Annotated in this window: 22 protein-coding genes; 11 read left to right on the top strand and 11 right to left on the bottom strand. The window is 73.2% G+C overall.

Going from position 1 to position 22,524, the window contains the following annotated elements; all coding sequences use genetic code 11:
• Positions 1-373: 373 nt before the first annotated feature.
• Both ACIRPK_RS15165 and ACIRPK_RS15160 read right to left on the bottom strand, forming a co-directional pair.
• The gene (locus tag ACIRPK_RS15165; RefSeq protein ID WP_403038128.1) at positions 374-2,698 is read right to left on the bottom strand and encodes a tetratricopeptide repeat protein; all 2,325 of its coding nucleotides are present in this window, start codon (positions 2,696-2,698) and stop codon (positions 374-376) included.
• Between the two features lie 43 nt (positions 2,699-2,741).
• A complete protein-coding gene (locus ACIRPK_RS15160; protein WP_403038125.1) occupies positions 2,742-4,646 on the bottom strand; it encodes an ATP-binding protein in 1,905 nt (634 codons plus the stop codon).
• Between the two features lie 304 nt (positions 4,647-4,950).
• Between ACIRPK_RS15160 and ACIRPK_RS15155 the strand changes: the two genes are divergently transcribed.
• The gene (locus ACIRPK_RS15155; RefSeq protein ID WP_403038123.1) at positions 4,951-5,268 is read left to right on the top strand and encodes a hypothetical protein; all 318 of its coding nucleotides are present in this window, start codon (positions 4,951-4,953) and stop codon (positions 5,266-5,268) included.
• Positions 5,269-5,343: 75 nt separating this feature from the next.
• On the opposite strand, the gene ACIRPK_RS15150 is transcribed toward ACIRPK_RS15155, so the two are convergent.
• Positions 5,344-6,513, bottom strand: a complete 1,170-nt coding sequence (locus tag ACIRPK_RS15150; protein WP_403038121.1) for a TetR/AcrR family transcriptional regulator — start codon at positions 6,511-6,513, stop codon at positions 5,344-5,346.
• A 186-nt stretch (positions 6,514-6,699) separates the two neighbouring features.
• Here ACIRPK_RS15150 and ACIRPK_RS15145 point away from each other — a divergent pair, with 186 nt between their 5' ends.
• Both ACIRPK_RS15145 and ACIRPK_RS15140 read left to right on the top strand, forming a co-directional pair.
• On the top strand, positions 6,700-7,857 hold the full coding sequence (locus ACIRPK_RS15145; protein WP_403038118.1) for an acyl-CoA dehydrogenase family protein: 1,158 nt from the start codon (positions 6,700-6,702) through the stop codon (positions 7,855-7,857).
• A 122-nt stretch (positions 7,858-7,979) separates the two neighbouring features.
• Positions 7,980-9,620 (top strand): class I adenylate-forming enzyme family protein, encoded by a 1,641-nt coding sequence (locus ACIRPK_RS15140; protein ID WP_403038116.1) that lies wholly within the window; start codon positions 7,980-7,982, stop codon positions 9,618-9,620.
• A 286-nt stretch (positions 9,621-9,906) separates the two neighbouring features.
• Here ACIRPK_RS15140 and ACIRPK_RS15135 read toward each other — a convergent pair whose 3' ends face one another.
• Complete coding sequence (locus ACIRPK_RS15135) at positions 9,907-10,182, bottom strand: hypothetical protein (RefSeq protein WP_403038113.1); 276 nt, start codon at positions 10,180-10,182, stop codon at positions 9,907-9,909.
• A 101-nt stretch (positions 10,183-10,283) separates the two neighbouring features.
• Here ACIRPK_RS15135 and ACIRPK_RS15130 point away from each other — a divergent pair, with 101 nt between their 5' ends.
• The gene (locus ACIRPK_RS15130; protein ID WP_403038110.1) at positions 10,284-10,610 is read left to right on the top strand and encodes a cupin; all 327 of its coding nucleotides are present in this window, start codon (positions 10,284-10,286) and stop codon (positions 10,608-10,610) included.
• A gap of 7 nt (positions 10,611-10,617) precedes the next feature.
• Here the strand turns inward: ACIRPK_RS15130 and ACIRPK_RS15125 are convergent, their stop codons facing one another.
• Positions 10,618-11,196 (bottom strand): TetR/AcrR family transcriptional regulator, encoded by a 579-nt coding sequence (locus ACIRPK_RS15125; protein WP_403038108.1) that lies wholly within the window; start codon positions 11,194-11,196, stop codon positions 10,618-10,620.
• 85 nt (positions 11,197-11,281) lie between these two features.
• On the opposite strand from ACIRPK_RS15125, the gene ACIRPK_RS15120 reads away from it, so the two are divergent.
• The 4 genes from ACIRPK_RS15120 (at position 11,282) to ACIRPK_RS15105 (ending at position 15,429) form a co-directional block, all read left to right on the top strand.
• Positions 11,282-12,856, top strand: coding sequence for an MFS transporter (locus tag ACIRPK_RS15120; protein ID WP_403038106.1), 1,575 nt, complete (start codon positions 11,282-11,284; stop codon positions 12,854-12,856).
• A 284-nt stretch (positions 12,857-13,140) separates the two neighbouring features.
• Positions 13,141-13,431 (top strand): Sec-independent protein translocase subunit TatA, encoded by a 291-nt coding sequence (tatA, locus tag ACIRPK_RS15115; protein WP_403038103.1) that lies wholly within the window; start codon positions 13,141-13,143, stop codon positions 13,429-13,431.
• Positions 13,432-13,598: 167 nt separating this feature from the next.
• Complete coding sequence (locus tag ACIRPK_RS15110) at positions 13,599-14,870, top strand: hypothetical protein (protein ID WP_403038100.1); 1,272 nt, start codon at positions 13,599-13,601, stop codon at positions 14,868-14,870.
• 34 nt (positions 14,871-14,904) lie between these two features.
• Positions 14,905-15,429 (top strand): potassium channel family protein, encoded by a 525-nt coding sequence (locus tag ACIRPK_RS15105; protein ID WP_403038097.1) that lies wholly within the window; start codon positions 14,905-14,907, stop codon positions 15,427-15,429.
• A 262-nt stretch (positions 15,430-15,691) separates the two neighbouring features.
• Here the strand turns inward: ACIRPK_RS15105 and ACIRPK_RS15100 are convergent, their stop codons facing one another.
• The 3 genes from ACIRPK_RS15100 to ACIRPK_RS15090 all read right to left on the bottom strand — a co-directional run bounded on the left by ACIRPK_RS15100 (position 15,692) and on the right by ACIRPK_RS15090 (position 18,853).
• Positions 15,692-17,134 (bottom strand): protein kinase, encoded by a 1,443-nt coding sequence (locus ACIRPK_RS15100; RefSeq protein ID WP_403038094.1) that lies wholly within the window; start codon positions 17,132-17,134, stop codon positions 15,692-15,694.
• A gap of 163 nt (positions 17,135-17,297) precedes the next feature.
• Entirely contained in the window at positions 17,298-18,179 is an 882-nt protein-coding gene (locus tag ACIRPK_RS15095; protein WP_403038091.1) for a hypothetical protein, read from the bottom strand.
• On the bottom strand, positions 18,176-18,853 hold the full coding sequence (locus tag ACIRPK_RS15090; RefSeq protein WP_403038089.1) for an RNA polymerase sigma factor: 678 nt from the start codon (positions 18,851-18,853) through the stop codon (positions 18,176-18,178). The genes ACIRPK_RS15095 and ACIRPK_RS15090 overlap by 4 nt, the downstream gene beginning before the upstream one ends.
• Positions 18,854-19,013: 160 nt before the next feature.
• Between ACIRPK_RS15090 and ACIRPK_RS15085 the strand changes: the two genes are divergently transcribed.
• Positions 19,014-19,715, top strand: a complete 702-nt coding sequence (locus ACIRPK_RS15085; RefSeq protein WP_403038086.1) for a hypothetical protein — start codon at positions 19,014-19,016, stop codon at positions 19,713-19,715.
• Positions 19,716-19,764: 49 nt separating this feature from the next.
• The gene (locus ACIRPK_RS15080) at positions 19,765-20,463 is read left to right on the top strand and encodes a class I SAM-dependent DNA methyltransferase (RefSeq protein WP_403038084.1); all 699 of its coding nucleotides are present in this window, start codon (positions 19,765-19,767) and stop codon (positions 20,461-20,463) included.
• A 16-nt stretch (positions 20,464-20,479) separates the two neighbouring features.
• Here the strand turns inward: ACIRPK_RS15080 and ACIRPK_RS15075 are convergent, their stop codons facing one another.
• The 3 genes from ACIRPK_RS15075 to ACIRPK_RS15065 form a co-directional block, all read right to left on the bottom strand.
• Positions 20,480-20,977, bottom strand: coding sequence for an NUDIX domain-containing protein (locus ACIRPK_RS15075; RefSeq protein ID WP_403038082.1), 498 nt, complete (start codon positions 20,975-20,977; stop codon positions 20,480-20,482).
• Positions 20,978-21,079: 102 nt separating this feature from the next.
• Positions 21,080-21,358 (bottom strand): hypothetical protein, encoded by a 279-nt coding sequence (locus ACIRPK_RS15070; protein ID WP_403038079.1) that lies wholly within the window; start codon positions 21,356-21,358, stop codon positions 21,080-21,082.
• A 93-nt stretch (positions 21,359-21,451) separates the two neighbouring features.
• Positions 21,452-21,685 (bottom strand): hypothetical protein, encoded by a 234-nt coding sequence (locus ACIRPK_RS15065; protein ID WP_403038076.1) that lies wholly within the window; start codon positions 21,683-21,685, stop codon positions 21,452-21,454.
• Between the two features lie 233 nt (positions 21,686-21,918).
• Between ACIRPK_RS15065 and ACIRPK_RS15060 the strand changes: the two genes are divergently transcribed.
• A complete protein-coding gene (locus ACIRPK_RS15060; RefSeq protein ID WP_403038073.1) occupies positions 21,919-22,470 on the top strand; it encodes a heme-binding protein in 552 nt (183 codons plus the stop codon).
• Positions 22,471-22,524 lie beyond the last annotated feature (54 nt).

Raw genomic sequence — 22,524 nt, 5'->3', positions numbered from 1 at the left:
GACGCCGACCCTTTTGGCAGGTGCTTCAGCTCTACGGTCCGGGGCTCGGGGCTCTGCTGTTGTGCGGCTCCGCCGCGCGGGCGACGCCGACCCTTTTGGCAGGTGCTTCAGCTCTACGGTCCGGGGCTCGGGGCTCTGCTGTTGTGCGGCTCCGCCGCGCGGGCGACGCCGACCCTTTTGGCAGGTGCTTCAGCTCTACGGTCCGGGGCTCGGGGCTCTGCGACGCCAGCCCTTGCAAGGTGATCCCTGCTTAGGTGGTCAGGCACTTTCGCAGTGATACCCGCCAGCCACGAACCGTCGCAGTTCCCCGAGCCCCTGGACCGTAGACCCGGAGCGTCTGCAAAAGGCGCAGCCCCTGGGCGTTTTGCGAGAGCTAGAGACCGTAGCGCTCGACGATGTCCTGGTGGGGTTCCACGTCGACGCCGGCGGCGGCTGCGAGTTCGGGCCAGCTGAGCGGGTGCTGCCAGTCCTTGGTGAGGGTGTTCAGGATCGCGTCGGCCTCCGCCGCCGAGGCGAGCGGCGGTACCCCGAGTGCGGCGTAGACGCCCGGCAGCGCGTCGCCGGTCTCCGGGTCCATCAGCCGGTAGCCGTCGCCGCTGTGGGCCCAGACCGCGAACCCCGCGTCGGTGAGCGCCTCGCGGAACGCCACCCACTGCGCCGTCCCCGGCCAGACCCCGTCCAGCCACCAGGTGGTGAACCCGGCCGGGTCGAGCAGCGTGAACAGCTCGAAGGCGGGCCGCCAGTCCAGCCCCTGGTCCTCGGGTTCCTCGTTCAGCAGGGTCGGGCCGAAGACCACCAGGTCACCGTGGTTGAGCGTCAGGTCGTCGCCGAGCACCGCCATGATCCGGGCGGTGGCCGGGCCGGTACGGATCGCCGGGACGTCCGCCGCGGTGCCGTTGCTGCGCCGGGCCCGGACGGTGACGATCTGCCACTCCTCGTCCACCGGGCCGCTGTCCTGCTCGAAGTCGATGCCGAGCAGGGCGCCGGTGGAACGGACCACCGCCCAGTCCCGGTTGGCGCTGGCGACCGTCACCAGCTGCCAGAGATCGGTGCTCTGCACCGTGCGGTACTGGAGGTCGGCGGGCGTGCCGTCGGCCGGCAGCGCGTGCTCCAGCAGTTCCTGGTACAGCCGTTGGGCGGTGCCGTGGTCACCGAGCCGGACGGCGGCCGTCGCACCGAGCCGTCGCGGGTTGATCCGGCTCGGGTCCTCGGCGATCATCGCGGCGCAGTGCTCACCGACCTCGGCCCACCGGCCCTCGGCGGCGGCCCAGCGGGCCCTGACCCAGTACGCGTCGGCCGGGCTGTCCGCCGTCAGCCGGTCGGCCAGCCGGCGGATGCCGTCGCCGTCGCCGTCGTCGATCAGTGCGGCGGCCAGCACCCGGGCCAACTGTTCGTCATCCGGGTCGACTTCGAGCTGTGCCCAGAGCAGGTCGGCGGCCGCCCTGGCGTGTCCGAGGGCCCCGAGGGCCCCGGCCAGACCGACCAGCAGATCGGTCGCCGGGGTGACCGCGTACGCGGCCGCCAGCAGGTCGGCGGCCTGCTCGCCGGAGCGCGGGTGCCCGGTCAGCCAGTCCCTGAACTCCTCGATCGGCACCGGGAGTTCGACCACCGGCAGGGCGTCGGCGGCGGCTCGCAGCCCGGCCACCCGGTCGGCCACCCCGTCGGTGCGGCGGAGCAGCCCGAGCATGCGCTCCCCGGTCGCGGCCAGCGTCCTGGCCACCTCCCGGGCGCCGCGCCGGACGGCCAGTCGTCCGGCCACCAACAGCAGGTCCAGACAGGGTCGGTGGGAACCGGCCGCCTCCAGGTAGCCGACCCAGTGCGCCAGCCGGGCACCCAGCTCGGCGTCGTTGGAGTGGGCGTCGGCCTCGACCAGCGCGGCCACCGCGCAGGCCCAGCGGTACCGGATGTCGGCGAAGTTCTCCGCCTCCTCGGGCGTCGGCAGCTGCTCCAGGGCTGCCTCGGCCCGACCCAGCGAGGCCAGCATCAGCGCCCGGCCGACCGCCAGCTTCCGCCGGTCGTCCTGGTCCAACTGCCTTCGGCCGGCCAGGAATCCGCCCTCGGCGGCGTCGTACGCGTCCAGCGCGTCCTGGTACCGGCCGAGCCGGTGGAGCGCGGAGGCCCGGCTGTGCCCGAAGGCCAGCGAGACCTGCTCGCCCGCCGCCAGGATCCGGGCCTGGGCCTGGTCCAGGTGGACCAGCGCGGCCTCGGCCCGGTCGTCGTCCTCCAGGGTGTCGGCGTACTCCCGGGAGAGGCAGTCGAAGCAGGCCCGGGCCGGCTCGACCCGCGCCAGGGTCTCCTCCAGCACCGCCAGCCGCTCGGTGACGTAGCCGGGACCGTCGATGTTGGCGTGGCAGATGGTGAAGTCCTGGACCGCGCAGACCGACTGCGGGCAGGACTCGGTCTCCGGCCGGTGCGCGAACTCCAGCAGCGAGACCGCCTCGGCGAGCGCCACCTCGCCTTGGTGACGCTTGTTCAGCAGGTTCTGCAGCCGCCAGTGCCGCAGGAAGACCTCGACCCAGGGCAGGTCGAGCGCACGGGCCGAGGCCAGTGCCTCCGGGAAGACCGCGTCCAGCTGTTCGTTCCGCCCCTCGACCGCGTGTCCGGCGATCTCCGCCAGTGCGGTGGCCAGCCGGTGCTGGCCGGACTCCAGCAGGCGGCCGTGGCTGTCGTGCACCCAGGCCCAGATGTCGGTGCTCATACGGTGTCCCCCTGGCCGGGCAGGCCCGACCCGTTCGCTGCGGTCATCGGTCGTGCGGTCCGTGCTGGTCGTCCGGCGGCCCGTCCGGTGCGGACGTGCCTTCGGGAACGGCCGCCGTGAGCGCCGCCACCGCGGTGCCCACGCCCCCCAGCGCGGCGGCCAGATCCCCGGCGGCGGACCCGGCGGCCGCCGCCATGATCACCTTGAGCGAGCGGAGCAGCCCGGCCGCCGTGGCGCTGCCGGTGTGCCCCGCCCGGTACGCCGCCAGCAGCTGCTGGACGGCGGGCGCGGTCAGGTTGAGGTAGAGCCTGGCCTTGACCGTACCGTCGGTCCGCGCGGTGAACGCACGGGCCAACTGCAGTGCTGCGGACGGGATCCGGGCTCCCGCCTGGTCGTTCTCGATCCGCTCCTTGAGCTCGGCCTCCCGGTCCGGGACGAGCACCAGCGGCAGCCCCGGCGGGTCGAACCGGGCCGGCACCAGCTGCTCGCCACGATCGGTGAGCGCCCCCGAGAGCCAGGCGAACTCCTGCTGGGGCAAAGGCCGTTCGGGATCGCGGAACAGCTCCCGGTTGCCGCTCTCGCTGCCCAGCTCGACCAACCGGCAGTCCCGCAGCGCGGCGTACCGGCGCAGGAACGGCAGCACCGCGTACCGGTCGCCCCGGGCGATCGGCACCTGCATGGCGCGGTAGAGCATCTCCTCGAAGCCGCCGCCCGAGCCGAGCGCGACGTGCACCGCACCGGACCCGGCCGCCCGCAGCGCACCGGCCGTCAGCTCGCCCTGCGAGGTGGGCACCGGTACGTCGTCGGCGAGCAGGGTGAACAGCCGGTCGTCCACCAGTGCGGCGCCCAGCAGTTCCTGCCCGTGCCGGGCCAGGATCCGGCGCCAGGCGACCGGGTCCAGCCGGGCGATCTCGTACAGCCCGTCCACCACCGCGTCGGCGAGCACCCGTTGCAGTGCCCGGTAGTGCTCGTCGCGCTGCAGGTCCTCGCGGCTGGCGGTCGGGGTGAGCCGGTCGGACTCGATCACTCCGCCGATGAAGCCGGCCCAGGGCGGCAGCAGGTCGCGGGCGTCCTCGGCCAGCAGCATGCCCCGCAGGTAGACCGCGAGGTCGCGGTTGTCGGTGGACCCGTAGCTGCCGCCGTCCTGCACCCAGAGCAGGCCGACCGCGTCGGTGGCGCCCTCCACCGGGGCCACCGGCAGGGTGGCGAGCGGCGAGAAGTGCCGGCCGAAGGCGGTCGCGAAGCGCATCCTGGCCTGCTGCGGATCCGCCGCCGGTTCGCCCCGCCAGGGCACCGGGACGCCGTTCACCGGCTGCTCGTCCTCGCCGACGTGGACCGGGATCGGGAGCAGCACGCAGTACCGGCCGAGCACCTCGCGGAGCACGGCCTGGTCGGCCAGCCGGGCGTGCTCGGCCTTCAGCAGCAGCTCGACCACGGTGCCCGGGGCAGGGCGGGGCGGCACCGGTTCGACGCTGTACTGCTCGCCGCCCCGGCTCCGGTAGCGGTGGCCGAGGGTGGGCTCGCGGTGCGAGGTGGTGGTGACGGTGACCTCCTCGGCCACCGAGAAGGCGGACAGGAAGCCCAGGCCGAAGGCGCCGATCAGGGTCTGGTCACCCGTCAGGTCCCGCAGCAGCCGGGTGTACCCGGTGCCCACGGTGGCCAGGTAGGCGTGGATCTCCGGCTCGGTCAGCCCGGCTCCGGCGTCCTCGATCGAGATCGTCCGGCGGGCCCGGTCGGCTCGCACCCTGATCACCCCGGCGGTGCTGCCCGGGTTCTCCAGAATGCGTCGGGTATGTGAATCGTGGGCGTTCTGGACCAGTTCGCGCAGCGCCACCAAGGGAGTGGAGTAGAGGTGGGTGGCCAACACCCCGACCAGACCCCCGAGGTCGACCTCGGTCGTACGCAGATTCTGTTCCGGCGGCCGCCCGGACTGAAGACCTTCTGACATGAGGCCCAAGTCTGCCAGTAAGACAATCCACCTACTAGCTTTTTGTGCTTTACCGGTGCCCGGTCCGGACATTCCCGGCTCCGTCCCAGGTCGGACGGGGGGGAATTGCCCGTTCCGGGCCACTTCGAGAATGCCGGAGACCGCGTCGGCGGGCGGTCGTGACACGTTCGGGCGAACCGACTGCCGGAGCATTGAACTCGGCCGACCCTCTGGTGAATGCTGGTCATGCGACGTCAGGCAACGGCACGTTACGGGGAGGCCACCCCGGGCGGGCCACATTCGCACCAGTTACAGGGAGACCACCGTGTCCCGAATTCGCGCAGCCGCCACCGTCACCGCCCTCGGCGTCTTTCTGCTCCTCGGAGCCGGCGCCGCCCACGCCGACAACGGCGCGGGTGCCGCCCACGGCTCCAACAGCAGCATCGTGAGCAACATCGGCTCCAGCAACGTCGTCGGCAGTGTCAACGGCAACGGCAACGCGACCCAGCAGGCCGCCACCGGCTCCGGTGCGTCCAACCAGAACAACAACTCGGGGGTGGCCGGGAATTCCGGCGGTATCGGCGTGATCCAGGGCAACGGCGCCTTCGCCCACAACGTCTACTACCCCTTCGTGCTCTACTAGACCGGCCGCCGCAGCAGGCCGATCGGCACCGGGCGGGGCGGGTCCATCACGGACCCGCCCCGCCCGGGCATTTGCTCAGCCCACCCCCAACGCCGCCCAAGCAAAAGCCTCCAGACGCTCCGTCAGATCGCGTCGCTGACAGCCGGGCCGATTCCGCACCCCGTCGTTGACGAGTGAGAACATCGCGTGCACCCGGATCCTGGCCTCGGCCTTGTCGTACTCCGGCCGCACCTGCCGGAGCAGTCCGACCCAGGTCCGCAGGAAGTCCCGCCGGGCGTCGATCGCCGCCTTCCGGTCCGGCTCGGCCAGCCGCTCGGTCTCACTGACCGTCACACCCAGGTAGTCGACGTGCCGCCGGGCGAAGTCCAGGTAGGCCCGCAGCCCACAGTGCAGTGCGCTGGCCGGGGTGTCCGCCCCGGCCAGCGCACCGGAGATCTCGTGCCAGAGCCGCTCCCGGCCGCGCACCAGGGTGGCGGCCAGCAGCTCGGCCTTGGTGTCGAAGTGCCTGTAGACGCTGGGCCCGGCGATGCCGACCGCCGCGCCGAGCTGGTCGGTACTGACGTTGTCGAAGCCACACTGGTGGAACAACCGGGCGGCGGCGGCCAGCAGTTCCTCCCGCCGACTGTCGGCGACCGGTGGCTCGGCACCTCCGACGGGCTCCGGCCCCGGGCCCGCCGGGTCGAACGGGGTGGCCAGCAGCGCCACGCCCACCTCGGTCAGCAGCCGCTCGAACCGCCGCCGGGGCGGGGCGAAGGTGTGGTACGACAGGCCGCCGTACGCCGAGAGCAGTGACCAGCAGAGCAACTCGGCGTCGGCCAGGTCGAGTTCCGGCCTGGCTCGGCCCAGAACCTCGGCCATCCGCCGCACCTCGCACCGCAACTCCCTGCGCAGCACCGCCCGTTGGGCGGCGGGAAGCAGCCGGGCGTCGCGCTGCCAGAGCGTCCCCAGGGCCCGGTGGTCGATCGCGGCGGCGGCCAGCCGGGCGCACAGCTCGGCCGGACCGGACCGGCCGGCCGTCACCGCCGCACGGAGCCCGGCGAGTTCGGCGCCGACCACCTGGCGGAGCAGCTCAGGCTTGTTCCGGAAGTGCCGGTAGAGCGCGGGGGCGGTGATGCCGACCCCGGACGCCACCTCGGCCATCGACACCTGGTGGTACCCGGAGCGGTGGAACTGCTCGCCGGCGGTCACCAGGATCTGCGCCTTGCGCCCCGGCGGACGGCGGGCCACGCCGTGCTCCGTCGTCACCCTCTCGCCCCCTGCAAGCGATCACCCGCGGTCGTCGGTCAGGGTAGCAAGGATTCACTTGTCCGGCCGGGAGAAGCCGGGACGGCAGGCAGGCACCCGAAGAGCCCTCCCCGGGATGCTGGACAGCGGAAGCTACCGCCGATTAACTTGACCAGCGATCAGGGGGCACCACGAAGGGAGCGCCGCGTGCGCCGCACCGTGTTCAACGAGGACCACGAGGCGTTCCGGGAGACCATCCGGGGCTTCATCGCCAAGGAGGTCGCGCCGGTCTACGAGAGCTGGGAGGACGAGGGCCACCCGCCCCGGGACTTCTACCGCAAGCTCGGCGAGCTCGGCGTCTACGGCATCGAGGTGCCCGAGGAGTTCGGCGGTGCGGGCGAGAGCGGCTTCAAGTACCAGGCCGTGGTGGTCGAGGAGTGCGCCCGCGCGGGCGTCACCTTCGGCTCCTCCGGGGTGCACACCGGGCTGGTGCTGCCGTACCTGCTGGAGTACGCGAACGAGGAGCAGAAGCAGCGCTGGCTGCCCGGCTTCGTCTCGGGCGACATCATGACCGCGATCGCGATGACCGAGCCAGGCGCGGGCTCCGACCTCGCGGGCATCAGCACCACCGCGAAGCTCTCGGCGGACGGCACCCACTACGTGCTGAACGGCGCCAAGACCTTCATCACCGGCGGCGTACTGGCCGACCTGGTGCTGGTGGTCTGCCGGACCACCCCGTACGACCCGGCCGACCGCCGGGCCGGGCTCTCCATCCTCTGCGTGGACACCACCTCCGAGGGCTACGCCGTCGGCCGCAAGCTGAAGAAGATCGGCCTGCGCACCTCGGACACCGCCGAACTCTCCTTCACCGACGTCAAGGTGCCGGTCGCCGACCTGCTCGGCGAGGAGGGCAACGCCTTCGCCTACCTGACCCACAACCTGGTGCAGGAGCGGCTGGCGATCGCCGTCGGCGCGTACGCCTCGGCCGCCGCGGCGGTGCGCTTCGCGGTGCAGTACGTGAAGGAGCGCAAGGTCTTCGGCCAGGCGGTGGCCGAGTTCCAGAACACCAAGTTCACGCTGGCCGACTGCCAGGCCCAGGTGCTGGCCCAGCAGGCCATGGTCGACCAGGCGCTGGAGCTCTACCAGCAGGGCGAACTGACCGTCGCGGACGCGGCGGCGGCCAAGCTGTTCTGCACCGAGTCAGCCTCCCAGGTGATCGACAAGTGCCTTCAGCTGCACGGCGGTTACGGCTACATCCTGGAGTACCCGATCGCCCGGCTCTACACCGACAACCGGGTCTTCCGGATCTACGGCGGCACCAGCGAGGTCATGAAGACCATCATCGCCAAGTCGCTCGGTCTGTAGACCCGTCCCACCAGCCCGGCGGGCCGACCCCCACGTCCCCCACCCCGCCGGGCTCCGGCAGCGGGCCGTTCCCCCATCGGCCCGCTGCCCACCTCCGTCCGCGCCGGCCAGCAGGGGACCCGATGCCACCTCGACCCGCCGACTCCCACGCCCTGGTGACCCGGGTACAGGCCGCGCTGCGCGCCCCCGGGATGCCCTTCGAGGTGGAGTCCACCCCCGAAGGGCCGCGCTACCTGCGGGCCCCGCGCACCCTGCGCGACCTGCTGGACGGCACCCTCGCGCACGGCGCCCGCCCGTTCCTGATCGCCGGCTCCGGGCGCTACACCTTCGCCGAACACCACGGCGCCGCCGCCTCGTTGGCCACCCACTGCGTGGGGGCGTACGGGCTGCGCCCCGGCGACCGGGTGGCGATCGCGATGCGCAACCTGCCGGAGTGGCAGGTCGCGTTCTGGGCCTGCCAGGCGGCCGGTCTGGTGGCGGTGCCGCTGAACGCCTGGTGGACGGCGGAGGAGCTGTCGTACGCGCTGGACGACTGCGCCCCGGCGCTGGTGATCGCCGACCCGGAACGGGCCGAGCGGCTGACCACCTGGGCCACCGCGCACGGCGTCCCGGTGCTGACCGACCTGACCGGCCTGCCCCGGGACGGCGTCGCCCCCCAGGTCCGGATCGAGCCGGACGACCTGGCCACCCTGCTCTACACCTCCGGCACCACCGGCCGCCCCAAGGGCGTCGAGGCCACCCACGCGGCCTGGTGCGCGGCCGCCACCGCCCCCCGGTTCTTCGCGGCCACCTCGGTGCTCTGCGCGGGCGGCGACCTGGCGGCGGTCCGGCCGCAGACCGTCCTGATGACCTTCCCGTTCTTCCACGTCGCGGCCTTCACCACGATGTTCCCGCTGATGGCCAGTGGCGGCACCGCCGTCCTGATGCCGCGCTGGGACGCCGAGGAGGCCCGGCGGCTGATCGCCGAACACGGCGTCACCACGTACGCGGGCGTACCGACCACGGCGCTCGGGCTGCTGGACTCGGCCGACGCCGCCGGGGACCGGCTGCCCGGGCTCACCATGATGAACACCGGTGGCGCAGCCGCCCCGCCCGGCCTGGCCGGCCGGATCGCCCGCCGCTTCGACGGCCGGGTCGAGGCCCGCAACGGCTACGGCCTGACCGAGACCTGCGGCGGCGTACTGGCCAACCTCGGCACCCGCTACCTGGCCCACCCCGACAGCATCGGCCGCCCCTCCCCCGCCCTGGAGCTCCGGATCGCCGACCCGGCGGGCCGCACCCTGCCCGACGGCGAGGCCGGCGAACTCCTGCTGCGCGGCCAGTCGGTCTTCCGCGGCTACCGCAACAACCCGGAGGCGACCGCGGCCGCCTTCACCGACGGCTGGTTCCGCACCGGCGACCTGGCCCGGGTGCTGGACGGCGAGGTGTACGTGCTCGACCGGCTCAAGGACCTGGTGATCCGGGGCGGCGAGAACGTGCACTGCATCGAGGTGGAGGGCGTCCTGACGGACCATCCGGAGGTCGCGGACGCGGCCGTGCTCGGGGTTCCGCACCCGACCCTGGGCGAGGAGGTGGCGGCCGTGGTGGTGCTGCGGGCCGGGGCGACGGTCGGGGCGGCGGAGCTGCGCAGCCACGTCGGCGGGCGGCTGGCGGCGTTCAAGGTGCCCACCCAGCTGGTGCTCAGGACGACGGAGCTGCCGCGCAACGCGACCGGCAAGGTCGTCAAGCGGCAGCTCCGGGAGGAACTTCTGGCCCCGCGCTAGGCAGGAGCTCGGGGCTACACCTTCGGCAAGCGCTCGAACATCTACGGTCCAGGGGCTCGGGGCTGCGCTCTGGGCAGGCGCTCGGCGGCTACGGTCAGGGGCTCGGGGAACTGCGAGGAGATCTGGCGTTCGGGTCACTGCGAAAGTGCCTGACCACCTACGCAACGATCACCTTGCAAAGGTCGGCGTCGCAGTTCCCCGAGCCCCTGACTCCGTAGCGGGCTGAGCACCTGCCGACAGCACCGCCCCGAGCCCCTGGTGGTGCACCACTGCCCGAAGGGCGGGGTCAGTTGTGGCTGGTCATGCCCGGGTGTTCGGCGCGCCAGGCTTCGAGGCCGGCCAGCGAGGCGGCCCGGGCCTGGTTGAGGGTGCGGTGCGCGAGTTCGGTGGGCGCGGTCTCCAGCTTCTGGACCCAGCCTCGGCCGGCCGACAGCAGGGCCGCCCCGACCAGCGCGGTGCCCGCCAGACCGATCAGCGCGCCCGCCCCGGTGAGCACCACCCCCGCGCCCAGCAGTCGTCGGTTGACCTCGAACCCACCCATGAACTTCTGATACATCGCCATGTGACCCACCATCGGCCGGACCGCGCCGCCGCGCATCCCGGCCGCCCCCGTTCGGGTTCCGCCGCCGGGCCGCCCACCTCCGGGGCGGCTAGGGTCGCGGCATGGGTACGGGAATCGATCTGGCCGCCGTGGCCGAGGAGCACGCCGCCAAGGCGGCCGCCTCGCCGCACGGACGCAGCGCGCACCTGCTGCTGCACGACGGCGTGCTGCGGCAGACCGTGATCGCGCTGACCGCCGGCACCACGCTGGACGAGCACAACGCCCCGGCCGCGGCCGGGCTCCAGGTGCTGAGCGGCCGGGTGGCGCTGACCATCGCGGGGCGCCGGGTGGAGCTGACGGCCGGTCAGCTACACCCGGTCCCGCAGGAGCGGCACGGGTTGCTCGCGCACACCGACGCCGTGGTGCTGCTGACCACCGTCACCGGGTAGCGGAGGCTCAGGCCAGCACCCGGCTGCTGGTCAGCTCCAGCCCGCGCAGTACCTCGGCGCCGGTCAGCGACTGGGCCGGGTCGACCAGCCACTGGCTCACCAGGCCGGCCAGCAGGGCCTGGTGGAAGGCCCCGAACACCACCTCGTCCTCGGTGTCGGGGACCTCGGCCAGCTCGGAGAACATCGCGGACATCCCCAGCCGGGCGTCCCGCTGGACCGCCTGGAACGCCTGCTGGATCTCGGGCATGTCGTCCAGCCGGGCCAGCGCCTCGAACTGCGCCGCCCAGAGCCCCTGGTACTCGATCAGGGTGGCCCGGACGCAGTCCCAGGTGGCGACGAAGCGCTCGCGCGGGGACGCGCCCTCGGGCACCGCCTCGGCGACCGCCTTCTCGACCACGTCGCCCCAGCCGCCGATGGCCTCGATCATCGCGGTGTTGAGCAGCGCCTCCTTCGACCCGAAGTGGTAGCCGATGGCGGCCAGGCTCACCCCCGCGGCGGCGGCCACGTCCCGGGCGGTGGTCCGGCTGTAGCCCTTCTCGAACAGGCAGCGCTTGGCGCCGGCCAGCAGATCCTCTCGATTTCCCATGGTCGAGAGCCTACGCGTCCGAACAGACGATTGTCTTGCACATCCGTACTAGACAATCGTCTGACACATACGTATGGTTGCACTCATGACCGCAACCCACGGCCTCGCCGGCCGCCGCGAATGGACCGGACTCGCCGTCCTCCTCCTGCCGACCCTCGTCCTCTCGATGGACATGGGCATCCTGTTCTTCGGCCTGCCGTTCATCAGCAAGGAGCTGCAGCCGAGTGGCACCCAGCAGCTCTGGATCATGGACATGTACTCGTTCGTGCTCGCCGGGCTGCTGATCCCGATGGGGGCCCTGGGCGACCGGATCGGCCGCCGGAAGCTGCTGATGGCCGGCGCGGCCGGCTTCGCCGCGGCGTCGGTGCTGGCCGCCACCGCGGACGGCGCGGGGCAGCTGATCGCGGCCCGGGCACTGCTCGGGCTGACCGGGGCGACGCTGATGCCCTCGACCATGGCGCTGATCCGGAACATGTTCCACGACCCGAAGCAGCGGCAGGCCGCGATGGGCGCCTGGAGCGGCGTGCTGATGGCCGGTGCCACCCTCGGCCCGGTGGCCGGCGGTCTGCTGCTGGAGCACTTCCACTGGGGCGCGGTCTTCCTGTGCGCCGTGCCGGTGATGCTGCTGGTGCTGCTCGGTGCCCCCGTGCTGCTGCCGGAGTACAAGGCCCCCCGGGGCGGCAGCTTCGACCTGCTCGGCGCGCTGCTCTCGGTCTCCGCGGTCCTGCCGATCGTCTACGGCATCAAGCAGCTGGCGGTCGAGGGCTGGGACCTGACGGCCGCGCTGTCGATCGTGGCCGGCCTGGTGCTGGTCGGTCTGCTGGTCCTGCGACTGCGCACCGCCGCCCACCCGCTGATCGACCTGGCGCTGTTCCGCAACCCGATCTTCACCGGGGCCATCTCGGTGAACACCATCGCGATGCTGGCGATGATGGGCTTCTCCCTCTTCACCTCGCAGTACCTCCAGCTGGTCCGCGGCTTCAGCCCGCTGACCGCCTCGCTCTGGGCGCTGCTGCCCAGCGTCGGGGTCGGTGCGGCGGTCGGCATCTCCGGAGCGCTGGCCGGGAAGATCCGGCCCGCGGTGCAGATGGCCGGCGGCATGCTGGTCGGGGCGGTCGGCTTCGGCATCCTGACCCAGGTCCAGGTCGACTCGCCGCTGGCGCTGATCCTGATCGGCGCCGGGGTGCTGGCCGCCGGCAGCGTCAGCACCGTGATGCAGACCGCCGAACTGGTCGTCTCGGCCGCCCCGGCGGACCAGGCCGGTGCCGCCTCGGCCACCTCGGAGACCGCCAGCGAGCTGGGCGGATCGCTCGGGATCGCGGTGCTCGGCGCCGCCGGTGCCGCGGTCTACAGCTCCCGGCTGGACGGCCACCTGCCGGCCGGCCTGCCGACCGAGGCCCTGACGGCCGCTCAGGACACCCTCGGCGGCGCCGTGACGGTCGCCACCGAGCTGCCCGCCGACCTCGCCGAGCAGCTGCTCGGTGCCGCCCGGGTCGCCTTCACCGACGGCCTGCACCTGGCCGCCGCGGTCGGGGTGCTCTGCCTGGTGGCCGGTTCGGCGGTCGCCTACCGCCTGCTCGGCAGCCTGCCGGCCAACCGCGCCGAGGAGATCCCCGAGGAGCAGCTCACCGCGGCCCCGCAACACGTCCCGGCCGCCTGATCCGGCTGCCCGGCCCCGCACCGCACCCTTGGCCACGAGTCCCCTCGGGGGGCTCGTGGCCAAGCTCGTTCCGGGTGGGCGCGGGGTGTACCGACCGGCCTGCGGGCCCGAATCAATGGTCCAGACCACATCACGGGAAAAGCCCACGTGAACACCTGGTTTTTGACCGATGTTTCACGGCCGATGTATACGTTCGCCGTATCCGCCAGGCATACTGGCCGAGGCCGGGCAAGCTCGCGCGGTCCATGAACAGCTAGATTTCCGAAGGGAACCGGTGGTCAGGGATGCTGCGCAACGGTTTCGAACCCTGGCACCTCCTTGTGGTGCTGGCTGTCATCATCCTGCTTTTCGGATCGAAGAAGCTGCCCGACATGGCGCGCGGGCTCGGCAAGTCGATGCGCATTCTCAAGGCCGAGACCAAGGCCCTGCGCGAGGACGACGCTCCGGCGGCGGGCACCACGGTTCCGGCCGACGGTACGGCGCAGAGCACCGCCACCGAGCAGCCCCGACCGGCGGTCACCCCGACCACCGTCACCACGGCGGCCGAGGCCACCAAGACGACTGACAAGGCCTGACCCCAGCGGTCGGTCCTCCCGGGCCGCCGATCCGTCCATCTGACGGATCGGCGGCCCGAGCCGTTTCCCGTCCCGATCCCGTCCCGGGCGGACGGCGCGTCTGACTGGCCGTCCGAAATGATGTGTTATCTCCTGGTGTGCACTGCCCGCCGATCAGGAGGTGCCGGATGGCCGACAGCGACCAGCCCACCGAGCTGGAGGAACTGCGCCAGCGGCTGGCCCTGTTGGAGGAGGGTGCCACCCCGCCCCGGAACCGGCACCGGGTCAGGTCCTTCTGCGCCGTCCTGCTGATCCTGCTCGCCTGCGTGCTGACCCCGCTCAGCGCCGTCGCAGCCTGGACCAACTCGCAGGTCGGCGACACCGACCGGTACCTGGCCACGGTCACCCCGCTGGCCGAGAACCCGGCGGTCCGCGCCGCCGTCACCGACCGGGCGACCACCGAGATCATGAAGCACCTGCCGGTCGGCACCCTGCTGGACGAGGTGACCCCCGATCAGCGACCGTTGCTGAACGCCGCACTCGGCCGGGTGAGCAGTGCGATCACCGACGGGCTCACCGGCTTCGTCCACAACCAGGTGCAGAAGGTGGTGGAGAGCGACGCCTTCGTCACCGTCTGGGTGGCGGTCAACCGGAACGCGCACGCCGCCGTCGACCGGATCCTGACCGGCGAGGGCGGCGGCGCCGTGCAGGCCAGGGGCGACACCGTCACGCTCGACCTGGCCCCGCTGATCGACCAGGTGAAGACCCGGCTGGTGGCCGACGGCCTGGGCATCGCCGCGAAGATCCCGGAGATCCACACCGACTTCGTCCTGGTGCAGTCGGATGCCGTCCCGAAGGCCAGGACCGCGTTCCGGCTGCTCGACCTGGCCGGGTTCTGGCTGCCGGTGCTGACCGTGCTCTGCGCCGGGGCCGGGGTGCTGCTCGCCGGACGGCGGCGGCGGGCGCTGGTGACCGCAGCCCTGGGCGTGGCCGCCGGGGCCGCGCTGCTCGGCCTCGGGCTGACCGTCTTCCGGGCCTTCTACCAGGACCGGCTGCCCGCCGGGGTGAACCAGGCCGCCGCCACCGCCGTCTACGACGCGCTGGTGCACTACCTGCGGAACACGGTGCGCGCGGTGGTGGTGCTCGGCGTGCTGGTCGCGTTCGGTGCCTGGGTGAGCGGGCGCGGGCGCTGGGCCGGCACCGTACGCGGCTTCTGGGAGGCCGGCTTCGGCGCCGTGCGGGGAGTGGCCGGGCGGGCCGGGCTGCGGCTCGGGCCGGTCGGCCGGTTCGTGCACCGGTTCAAGGGCTGGCTGGTCGGCGTGGTGCTGGCCGGCTTCGTACTGGCCTTCCTGCTCTGGGGCTACCCGACCGGGGCGGTGGTGCTCTGGCTCGGGGTCGGGCTGCTCGGGGCACTGGCCGTGCTCGAACTACTGGACGACCGGCCGGCCGCCGGCGTCTGACCGGGGCGTGGACCCATCGGGAGAGGGGCGCGGAGTGCGGAAGCCGTCCGAGAAGGTGGCCGACCGGCTGGGTCTGGCCTGCTCGGTCGCCGGGCCGGTGCTGCTGCTGACGCTGTACTTCACCGCGCCGTTGGACTTCTTCGGACCCGAGCACCCGGCGGTCGGCTGGGTCGCCTTCGGGGCCGGGCTGGCGGTGCTGGCCGGGTTGCTGCTGAGGGAGGTCCGGCGCGAGCTGCTCGGGCTGCCGGGGCGGCCGACCCTGATGATCGTGCTGCTGAGCTGTCTCACCCTGGTGGTCTTCGCCTCCACCTACTACGGGCTCGCCAAGGCATCGGGGCAGTTCAGCGGGTTGCAGACCCGGGTCGACGCGCTCTACTTCACGGTCATCACGATGTCGACGGTGGGCTACGGGGACATCTCGCCGACCGGGCAGGAGGCCCGGATGGTGGTGATGCTGCAGATCCTCTACACGCTGGTGTTCCTGACGGCGGGGGCGACGTCGATCACGCGGCGGATGCGGGGACGCTTCGTCGAACGGAACACCGAACGGAAGCGCTAGCCGGGGGCTCGGGGCTGCACTGTAGGCAGGCGCTCAACGGTCGACTACCCAGGGGCTCGGGGAACTGCGAGGAGATCTGGCGCTCGGGTCACTGCGAAAGTGCCTGACCACCCACGCAACGGTGACCTTTTCCGAGGCCGGCGTCGCAGTTCCCCGAGCCCCTGGTGGTGCACCACGTGCGCCCGCGCGGCGGAGCCGCACACCAGCAGAGCCCCGAGCCCCTGTTGGTGCACCTCGTGCCGAAAGGCCGGCGGCGGAGCCGTTAGTCGACGGCGGCGAGGAGGAGGCCGAGTTTGGCTTGCCAGGTCTGGCTGGTGGGGGTGTCGATGGCGTGCTTCTTGGCGAGGTCGCGGACCAGGCGCTGGGCGCTGCGCAGGGAGTCCTGGGCGGCGTCCTGGTCGCGGTCGGTGAGGGCCTGGGCGGCCTGGTCGAGTTCGTCGAGGAGGGCGCGGTAGCGCTCGCGTTCCTTGCCGGTGTCCGCCTGGGCGACGGCGGCGCGCAGGGCGACCACGGCGGCGGCCGGGCCGAGCTTGGGGGTGGCGCTGGGCTTGCCGGTCGGGGTGGGGGTCGGCTTCGCGGAGGGGGTCGGGCTCGCGGACGGGGAGGGGGAGGCGGTGACGCTCGGGGTCGGGGTGGCGGCGGCCTTGGCGGCGGGGACCTCGGGGCCGCCGAGGGTGAGCAGCCCGACCACGGCGGCGCCGGCGACGGCCACCAGGCCCGCCCCGGCGTACGCCAGCGGGCGGCGGCTGCGGACGGGTTCGGGGGTGCCGGGGTAGGCCACCGGCGGCAGGAAGGAGGTGCGCTGCTGGTCCTGGAAGGGCGGCGCCACCGGAGGCATCGCCCGGGTCGCGGCGAGCAGCTCGCCGGTCCGGTCGGCGGGGGTGAACACCGGTACGGCGGCGAGCAGTTCGGCCCGGGCCGCGGCGGCTCCGGCCGGGCGGTCGGCCGGGTTCTTGGCGAGCAGCCGGAGCACCGCGGCGTCCAGGGCGGGCGGCAGTCCGGGCCGCCGGTAGGACGGCGGGGCGGGCTGTTCGGTGACGTGCCGGTAGGCGATGGCGACCGAGGTGTCGCCGGTGAAGGGCGCCTCCCCGGTGAGCATTTCGGTCAGTACGCAGCCGACGGCGTACAGGTCGGAGCGGCCGTCCAGCAGGCTCGCGGTGGCCTGTTCGGGCGAGAGGTAGCCGGCCGTGCCGAGGACGGCGGCGGTCTGGGTCAGCTGGGCTCCGGAGGAACTCGCCCTGGCGATGCCGAAGTCCACCACCTTCACCCCGCCGTCGTGGGTGATCATGATGTTGCCCGGCTTGATGTCCCGGTGCACCAGCCCGGCGGCGTGCGCGACTTCGAGCGCCTCGCAGACCGCGGCCGCGATCCCGACCGCCCGCTCGACCGGCAACCAGGTGGTCTCGGCGATGAGTTGGCTCAGCGGCCGGCCGTGCACCAGCTCCATCACGATGTACGGGGAGCCCTGGTCCACGCCCGAGTCGAAGACGGTGACGATCCTCGGGTGGTGCAGCCGGGCGGCGTGCTGCGCCTCCTGGCCGAACCGTTCGGCGAACCGGGGGTCGTCCGCCAGGCCACCGTTCAGCACCTTGACCGCGACGGGGCGGCCCAGTTGGTGGTCGTGGCCCCGGTGGACGGTGGCCATGCCACCGACGCCGAGTATCTCCCCGAGCTCGTAACGCCCGTTCAGCGCACGTCCGATCACCGTCACCAGCTCCTTCCCCCGCTCGGCCGGAGGTCGTCGGATCGCCTCGCGCTCTGAGCACGATAGCGGCTGCCCCCGAACGGGTCGGCGGTACGGGTCGTGGTCCGGACGGACGGTGGATCCGGGGGGATGGACTTCACCCACCGTCCGTCCGGAGTCTGGGTCACCCCCGGTCGGCTCCGTCCGAACCCTCACGGGTCGGGTGGCCGTCCGGTGGGTCGGTCTTTCCGCCCCGGCCGCCCGGGGACTTAGTGGCGAGCGCGCCGCCGAGCAGGCGGGCGCAGTACTCGGGCACGTCCTCGGGCTTGCCCGCCGCCGCGATCAGCGGGGCGAAGGCCGGGTCTCCGGCGAGGGCCTTGGCCCGGTCGCCGGCCAGCAGCCGCTGGCCCAGCGTCCGGCAGAGCCGCTCCAGCTCGGCCGGGGCGACCGGCGTGACCGGGGTGCCAGGCGTGCCCGGGGGCGTACCGGGCGGGCTGACCGCACCGCTCGGCACCACCGGGTCGGCCGTGCTGCGGCTCGGCGAGGGGCCGGCCGACCTGGAGCGGGCGGCCGGCGGAGTGGCGGACGGCAGGCTGAACGGCTGCCCGGTGGGGGCCTCGGTCCACGGCGCGATGGCGCTCGGGAGCGAACTGACCGGCGCCTGGACCGCCTGGCCGCCGCCGCGACCGCCCGGCAGGTGGGCGCCGGCGGCGACCGCGACTCCGCCCAGCGCGGTGGCCACGCCCGCGACCAGCAGGGCCTTGGCGCTGAACGCCCTGGCCCGCGCGGTTGTGCTGGCTGCCATCGTGGTCCGTCTCCGGGGTGCTGCGGTGGACTGGTCCCGCACCGCCCGAAACGCCGTCAGGGCCGCCTGCTCGCCGGGCAGTTCGCCGCCGCCGACTTCGGGGGCAGCGGCGGAGGCGATCAGCCCGGCGAGTGCCGCGTGGTCGGTGGGGACCGTACGGCCGGCGAGCCGGTCCTGACCGGCCGACGGGTCGGCCGGGGCCCCGGCGAGCAGCTGCTCGGCGGTGGCCCGGTCGATCCGTCGGGATCGGTTGGTGCTCATCTCATGTCCTTCAGCGTCGCGGACCGTCCTGCTGTCACACCCTGCGGCGAGTTCTTTTCGTCGGTGGTTCCGGGAGCCTGCTGCGCGGGGATGCCGGCCGCCCGGCCGCCGCTCTGCTCCAGCAGCTCGGCCAGCCGTCGCAGGCCCCGGTGCGAGGCCATCCGGACCGACCCCGCCCGCTTGCCGAGCACCTGGGCCGCCCCGGCCGCGTCCAGCCCGAGCACCACCCGGAGCAGCACCGCCTCGGCCTGGTCCGGCGGCAGCCGGGATATCAGGGCGAGCGCGTCGGCGGTGGAGACCAGGGCCACCGCGCTCCCTGCGGTGTCCTCGACCGCCGCGAGCTCGGCCAGGTACTCGACCGGCAGGTCGGCGACCGGACGGCGGCGGACCCGGCGCAGGTGATCCATCGCCCGGTTCCGGGCGATGGTGGCCGCCCAGCCCCGGAAGCCGTCCGCGTCCCCCCGGAAGCCGCCCAGGTCGCGGGCGATCTGCAGCCACGCCTCGGAGGCGATGTCCTCGGCGTCCTCGGGGCCACCGCCGACCAGCACCCGCAGATAGCGCAGCAGGCCGGGCTGGACGGTCCGGAAGAGCAGCCGGAAGGCGTCCTCGTCACCGCACTGCGCCGCACGGACGGCTTCGGCGAGGTCGGGGGCCGGGGGTTCGGGACTGTGCACCCGCCACATCATGCGGCATCCCCGGGCGGGTCCAAAGGCCCCCTTTTCCCGGCCCTTCGCCCGCAGCGGATAGCTCTGCCCCGGACATAACTTGGATGGTGTACGAAGCGGGACGCCCCTCCGGCGCACCTCCGCCCCACCCAGCACCGAGGACGCCGCAATGACCGCTGCTCAGGAGCTCTTCGCCGAGGGGATGCGCGAGCACTTCGCGCCCGCCCTGCGGGCGCTGGGGCTGACCGACCAGCGCGGTTCGTTCGGCCTCGCCGCCCCGGACCACTGGGCCCTGCTCGGCGTACTGCCGCTGCACCGGGACACGTACGCGGTGCGCTACACCGTCACGCTCAGCCTGACCGCCAAGGCGGACCGGCCGGGCCCCGGCGAGTACCCGGACCCGAACGCCCCGACCGGCGCCGAGCTCTGGCACGCCCGGATCGGCGAGCTGATGCCGGTGGACGACGAGATCTGCTGGGAGCTCTCGCCCGGGCCGCGCTGGCTGGTCGCGGTGGAGGACTCGGTGGCCGCCGTCCGGCACTACGCGCTGCCCGAACTCCGCCGCCGACTGGCGGCCGCCGCCGCGACCGGGCCGGGCTCGTACACCGAGACCTACCTCTCCCCCGCCGAGCTGGAGGAGGTCAACGCCGCGCTGCTGACCGCCGCCGTGGCCCGGATCCAGCGGGCCGAGCTGGTCGACAAGGCGGTGCTGCTGACCGGCGCCTGGAGCCGGTCCGACCCGGTGGCCCTGGAGGTGCTGACCGGCGTCGCCGAGGGCTTCCTGAGCGCCGGGGACGACCGCTTCCGGCAGGTCAGGTGCGTGGACTCGCTCGGCCGCGAGCTCTGGCTGTTCCGGGGCCCCGGCGGCTGAGCGGTTAATGGCTGGCGGCCCGGCCGCCGCGGCGTGAACACTGCGAGGCATGGCGCAATTCGCGGATTTCGACTCCCGTGGCTATCCGACGGTGGATGTCCGGACGGGATACGGACAGTGGGTCGGCAGCTACGAGCGGACCGTCGAGGACCTGATGGACCTCGCGGTGCTGGCACGGCTGACGGTGCCGGACTGGGCGGCGGCCGGACGGGCCGCCGACCTCGGCTGCGGGACCGGGCGGACCGGGGTGTGGCTCCGGGCCCAGGGCGTCGGCGCGGTGGACGGGGTCGACCTCACCCCCGAGATGCTCGCCCTGGCCGGCACCAAGGGCGCCCACGACCTGCTGGTGGAGGCCGACCTGGCCGCCACCGGGCTGCCGGGCGGCGGGTACGACCTGGTGGTCTCCTCACTGGTGGACGAGCACCTGGCCGACCTCACCCCGTTCTACCGCGAGGCGTACCGGCTGGCCGCCCCCGGTGGACTGTGCGTGCTGGTCGGCCTGCACCCGCAGTTCATCATGGCGGCCGGGATGCCCACCCACTTCACCACCGACGCCGGCCAGGACGTCGCCATCGACACCCACCTGCACCTGGTCAGTGACCACCTGACGGCCGCCCTGGCCGAGGGTTGGCAGCTGGCCGAGATGCGGGAGGGCACCGTCGGCGAGGAGTGGATCGCGCTGAAGCCCAAGTGGTCCCGGTTCCGGGGCGTCCCGGTCTCCGCCGCCTACGTCTGGCGCAAGGTCTGATCCCTGGCCCAAGGAGTCAGAAACCGCCGGCGGGGGTGGTGACCATCCTGGTCCGGCCGTCCGCCAGGGCGGCCAGACCGGCCGCCAGCCGGGGCGCGCGGGTCGGGCCGAGCAGCACGGACGCCTCCTCGGGGGTGACCCAGCGGTGGTCGTCCAGCTCGCCCGCCGGAAGGGTGATCGGGCTGTCGGCGGGAATGGTGCCGAAGTCGAACAGGAAGTGCACGGCCGGGTGGGCGAGGTCCTCGGTCGGGTGGGTCCAGGCCACCGCGAGCAGCGTCCCGGCCCGGCCCACCAGACCCGTCTCCTCCAGCAGCTCCCGGCTCGCGCACTGCGCGGCGTCCTCGCCCCGGTCCACCGTGCCGCCGACGAACTGCCAGTCGGGGCGGTAGCCCGCCTTCACGATCAGCACCCGGCCCGCTGGGTCGCGGATCAGGCACCCCGCCGCCGCGAACACCCGCGGCAGCGAAGCCAGCCACTGGTCACGGGACTGCAGGGTGTGGCTCTCCTCGGACATCTGTGCTCTCCTCCGGCCGACGACGTGTGTCGCCCCACTCTCCCGCACCGGGACACGCGGCGGGGCGGGCACCCGGATCGCCGGACGCCCGCCCCGACGGTCTCAGTGCGCGGAGTGCTTCTCGGCGCCCCGGTGCCGGTGGCCGGGCAGCTCGGCGTGGTGGGCCGAGCCACCGAGCATCGCCGGGACGGCGAACGAACGACGGCCGCCGTGGCTGAAGGCCGCGTCCCCCATCCGGGGGCCCGGCTCGCCGCCCAGCGACCAGAGGCCGCCCGTCATCGGCGGCTGCGGCCCCGGGTCGGCCACCATGCCACGGCGTTGCAGCAGCTCCTGGGTGCCCCGGCGGAGCTTGGTCATGTTGCCCGTGGATCGCTTGGTCATCGTCGACCTCCGTTCGGCGACCGATCGCCCCGCCGGTGTGCGCGGCGGCCCGGACGCCAGGCAGTTATGCCCGGATTCTAAGCTTTTATCCGATCAGCGGTATTCGTCCTCGTCCAGCTCCACCACCCGGACCTGCTCGGCCGCGTCCGCGTCGTCCGCCGCGTCGGCGCCCAGCGAACGCCGCTCCCGGAGCTGCTCGTAGTCGTCGCCCGGGTGCTCGACGACCGCCCGCTCACCGTCCACCACCTCCTGCGCGACCGGCGCCGACTCCTCCTCGAAGTCGTCGAAGTCCTCGGGAAATTCGGGATTCTCGGGATTCTGGGGCATGGCGTCCCTCCCTGCTGATGCGGATCCCCGGCTTGCCCCGGGGGTCCTCTAGCAGTATCCGACTCCGGTGGCGCGACTGCGCACCCTCGCCGGGTGGGTGGTGTCGTATCAGCCGATCGGTTGACACCCGGGTCGGCTGTCGCGTCGACGGGTCCGGGGTCGCGACCGGGTGAGGATCGAAGCAGAGCGGGAGCCGCAGGCTTCCGAAGGCGATCCGACGAGGAGCAACTCCCATGCAGAAGATGAGCGTTCGGACCCGGGTCCTGACCGGCGCGGTGACCCTGGCGGCGGTCGGGGCGGGCACCTTCGGTGCACTGTCCGCCTCCGCGGCCCCGCAGAGCGACCAGGCCAGGCCGGCCGCCGACGTACGGAAGTCCGACACGGTCACCAGCACCCACCTGAGCGTCGCCGCCGCCACCAAGGCCGCCCAGGCCGCCCTGGCCGCCGCCGAGAAGGAGAACCAGCGGGTCACCGTCGCGGTGGTGGACCGGAACGGGAACACCCTGGTCACCCTGCGCGGCGACGGGGCCGGGCCGCAGTCGTACGAGTCGGCGGAGCGCAAGGCGTTCACGGCGGTCTCCTGGAACGCACCCACCTCCGAACTGGTCAAGCGGCTCGCCCAGACCCCGAACCTGAAGGACATCCCCGGCACGCTGTTCCTCGGCGGTGGCGCTCCGGTCGCCTCGCAGGGTGCACCGATCGCGGGCATCGGCGTCGCGGGCGCCCCGAGCGGCGACCTCGACGAGAAGTTCGCCCAGGCCGGCGTCGCCGCCCTCGGCAAGTAACCCGGGCACCCACCTGCCTCAACCGCCTCAGCCGCCTACGGCGCCAGGGGCTCT

This window comes from Kitasatospora sp. NPDC101801 (genome assembly GCF_044766665.1).
Taxonomy (GTDB): Bacteria; Actinomycetota; Actinomycetes; order Streptomycetales; family Streptomycetaceae; genus Kitasatospora.
Note: the sequence above shows the minus strand (reverse complement) of the source record. Positions and strands in the feature narration are given on the sequence as shown.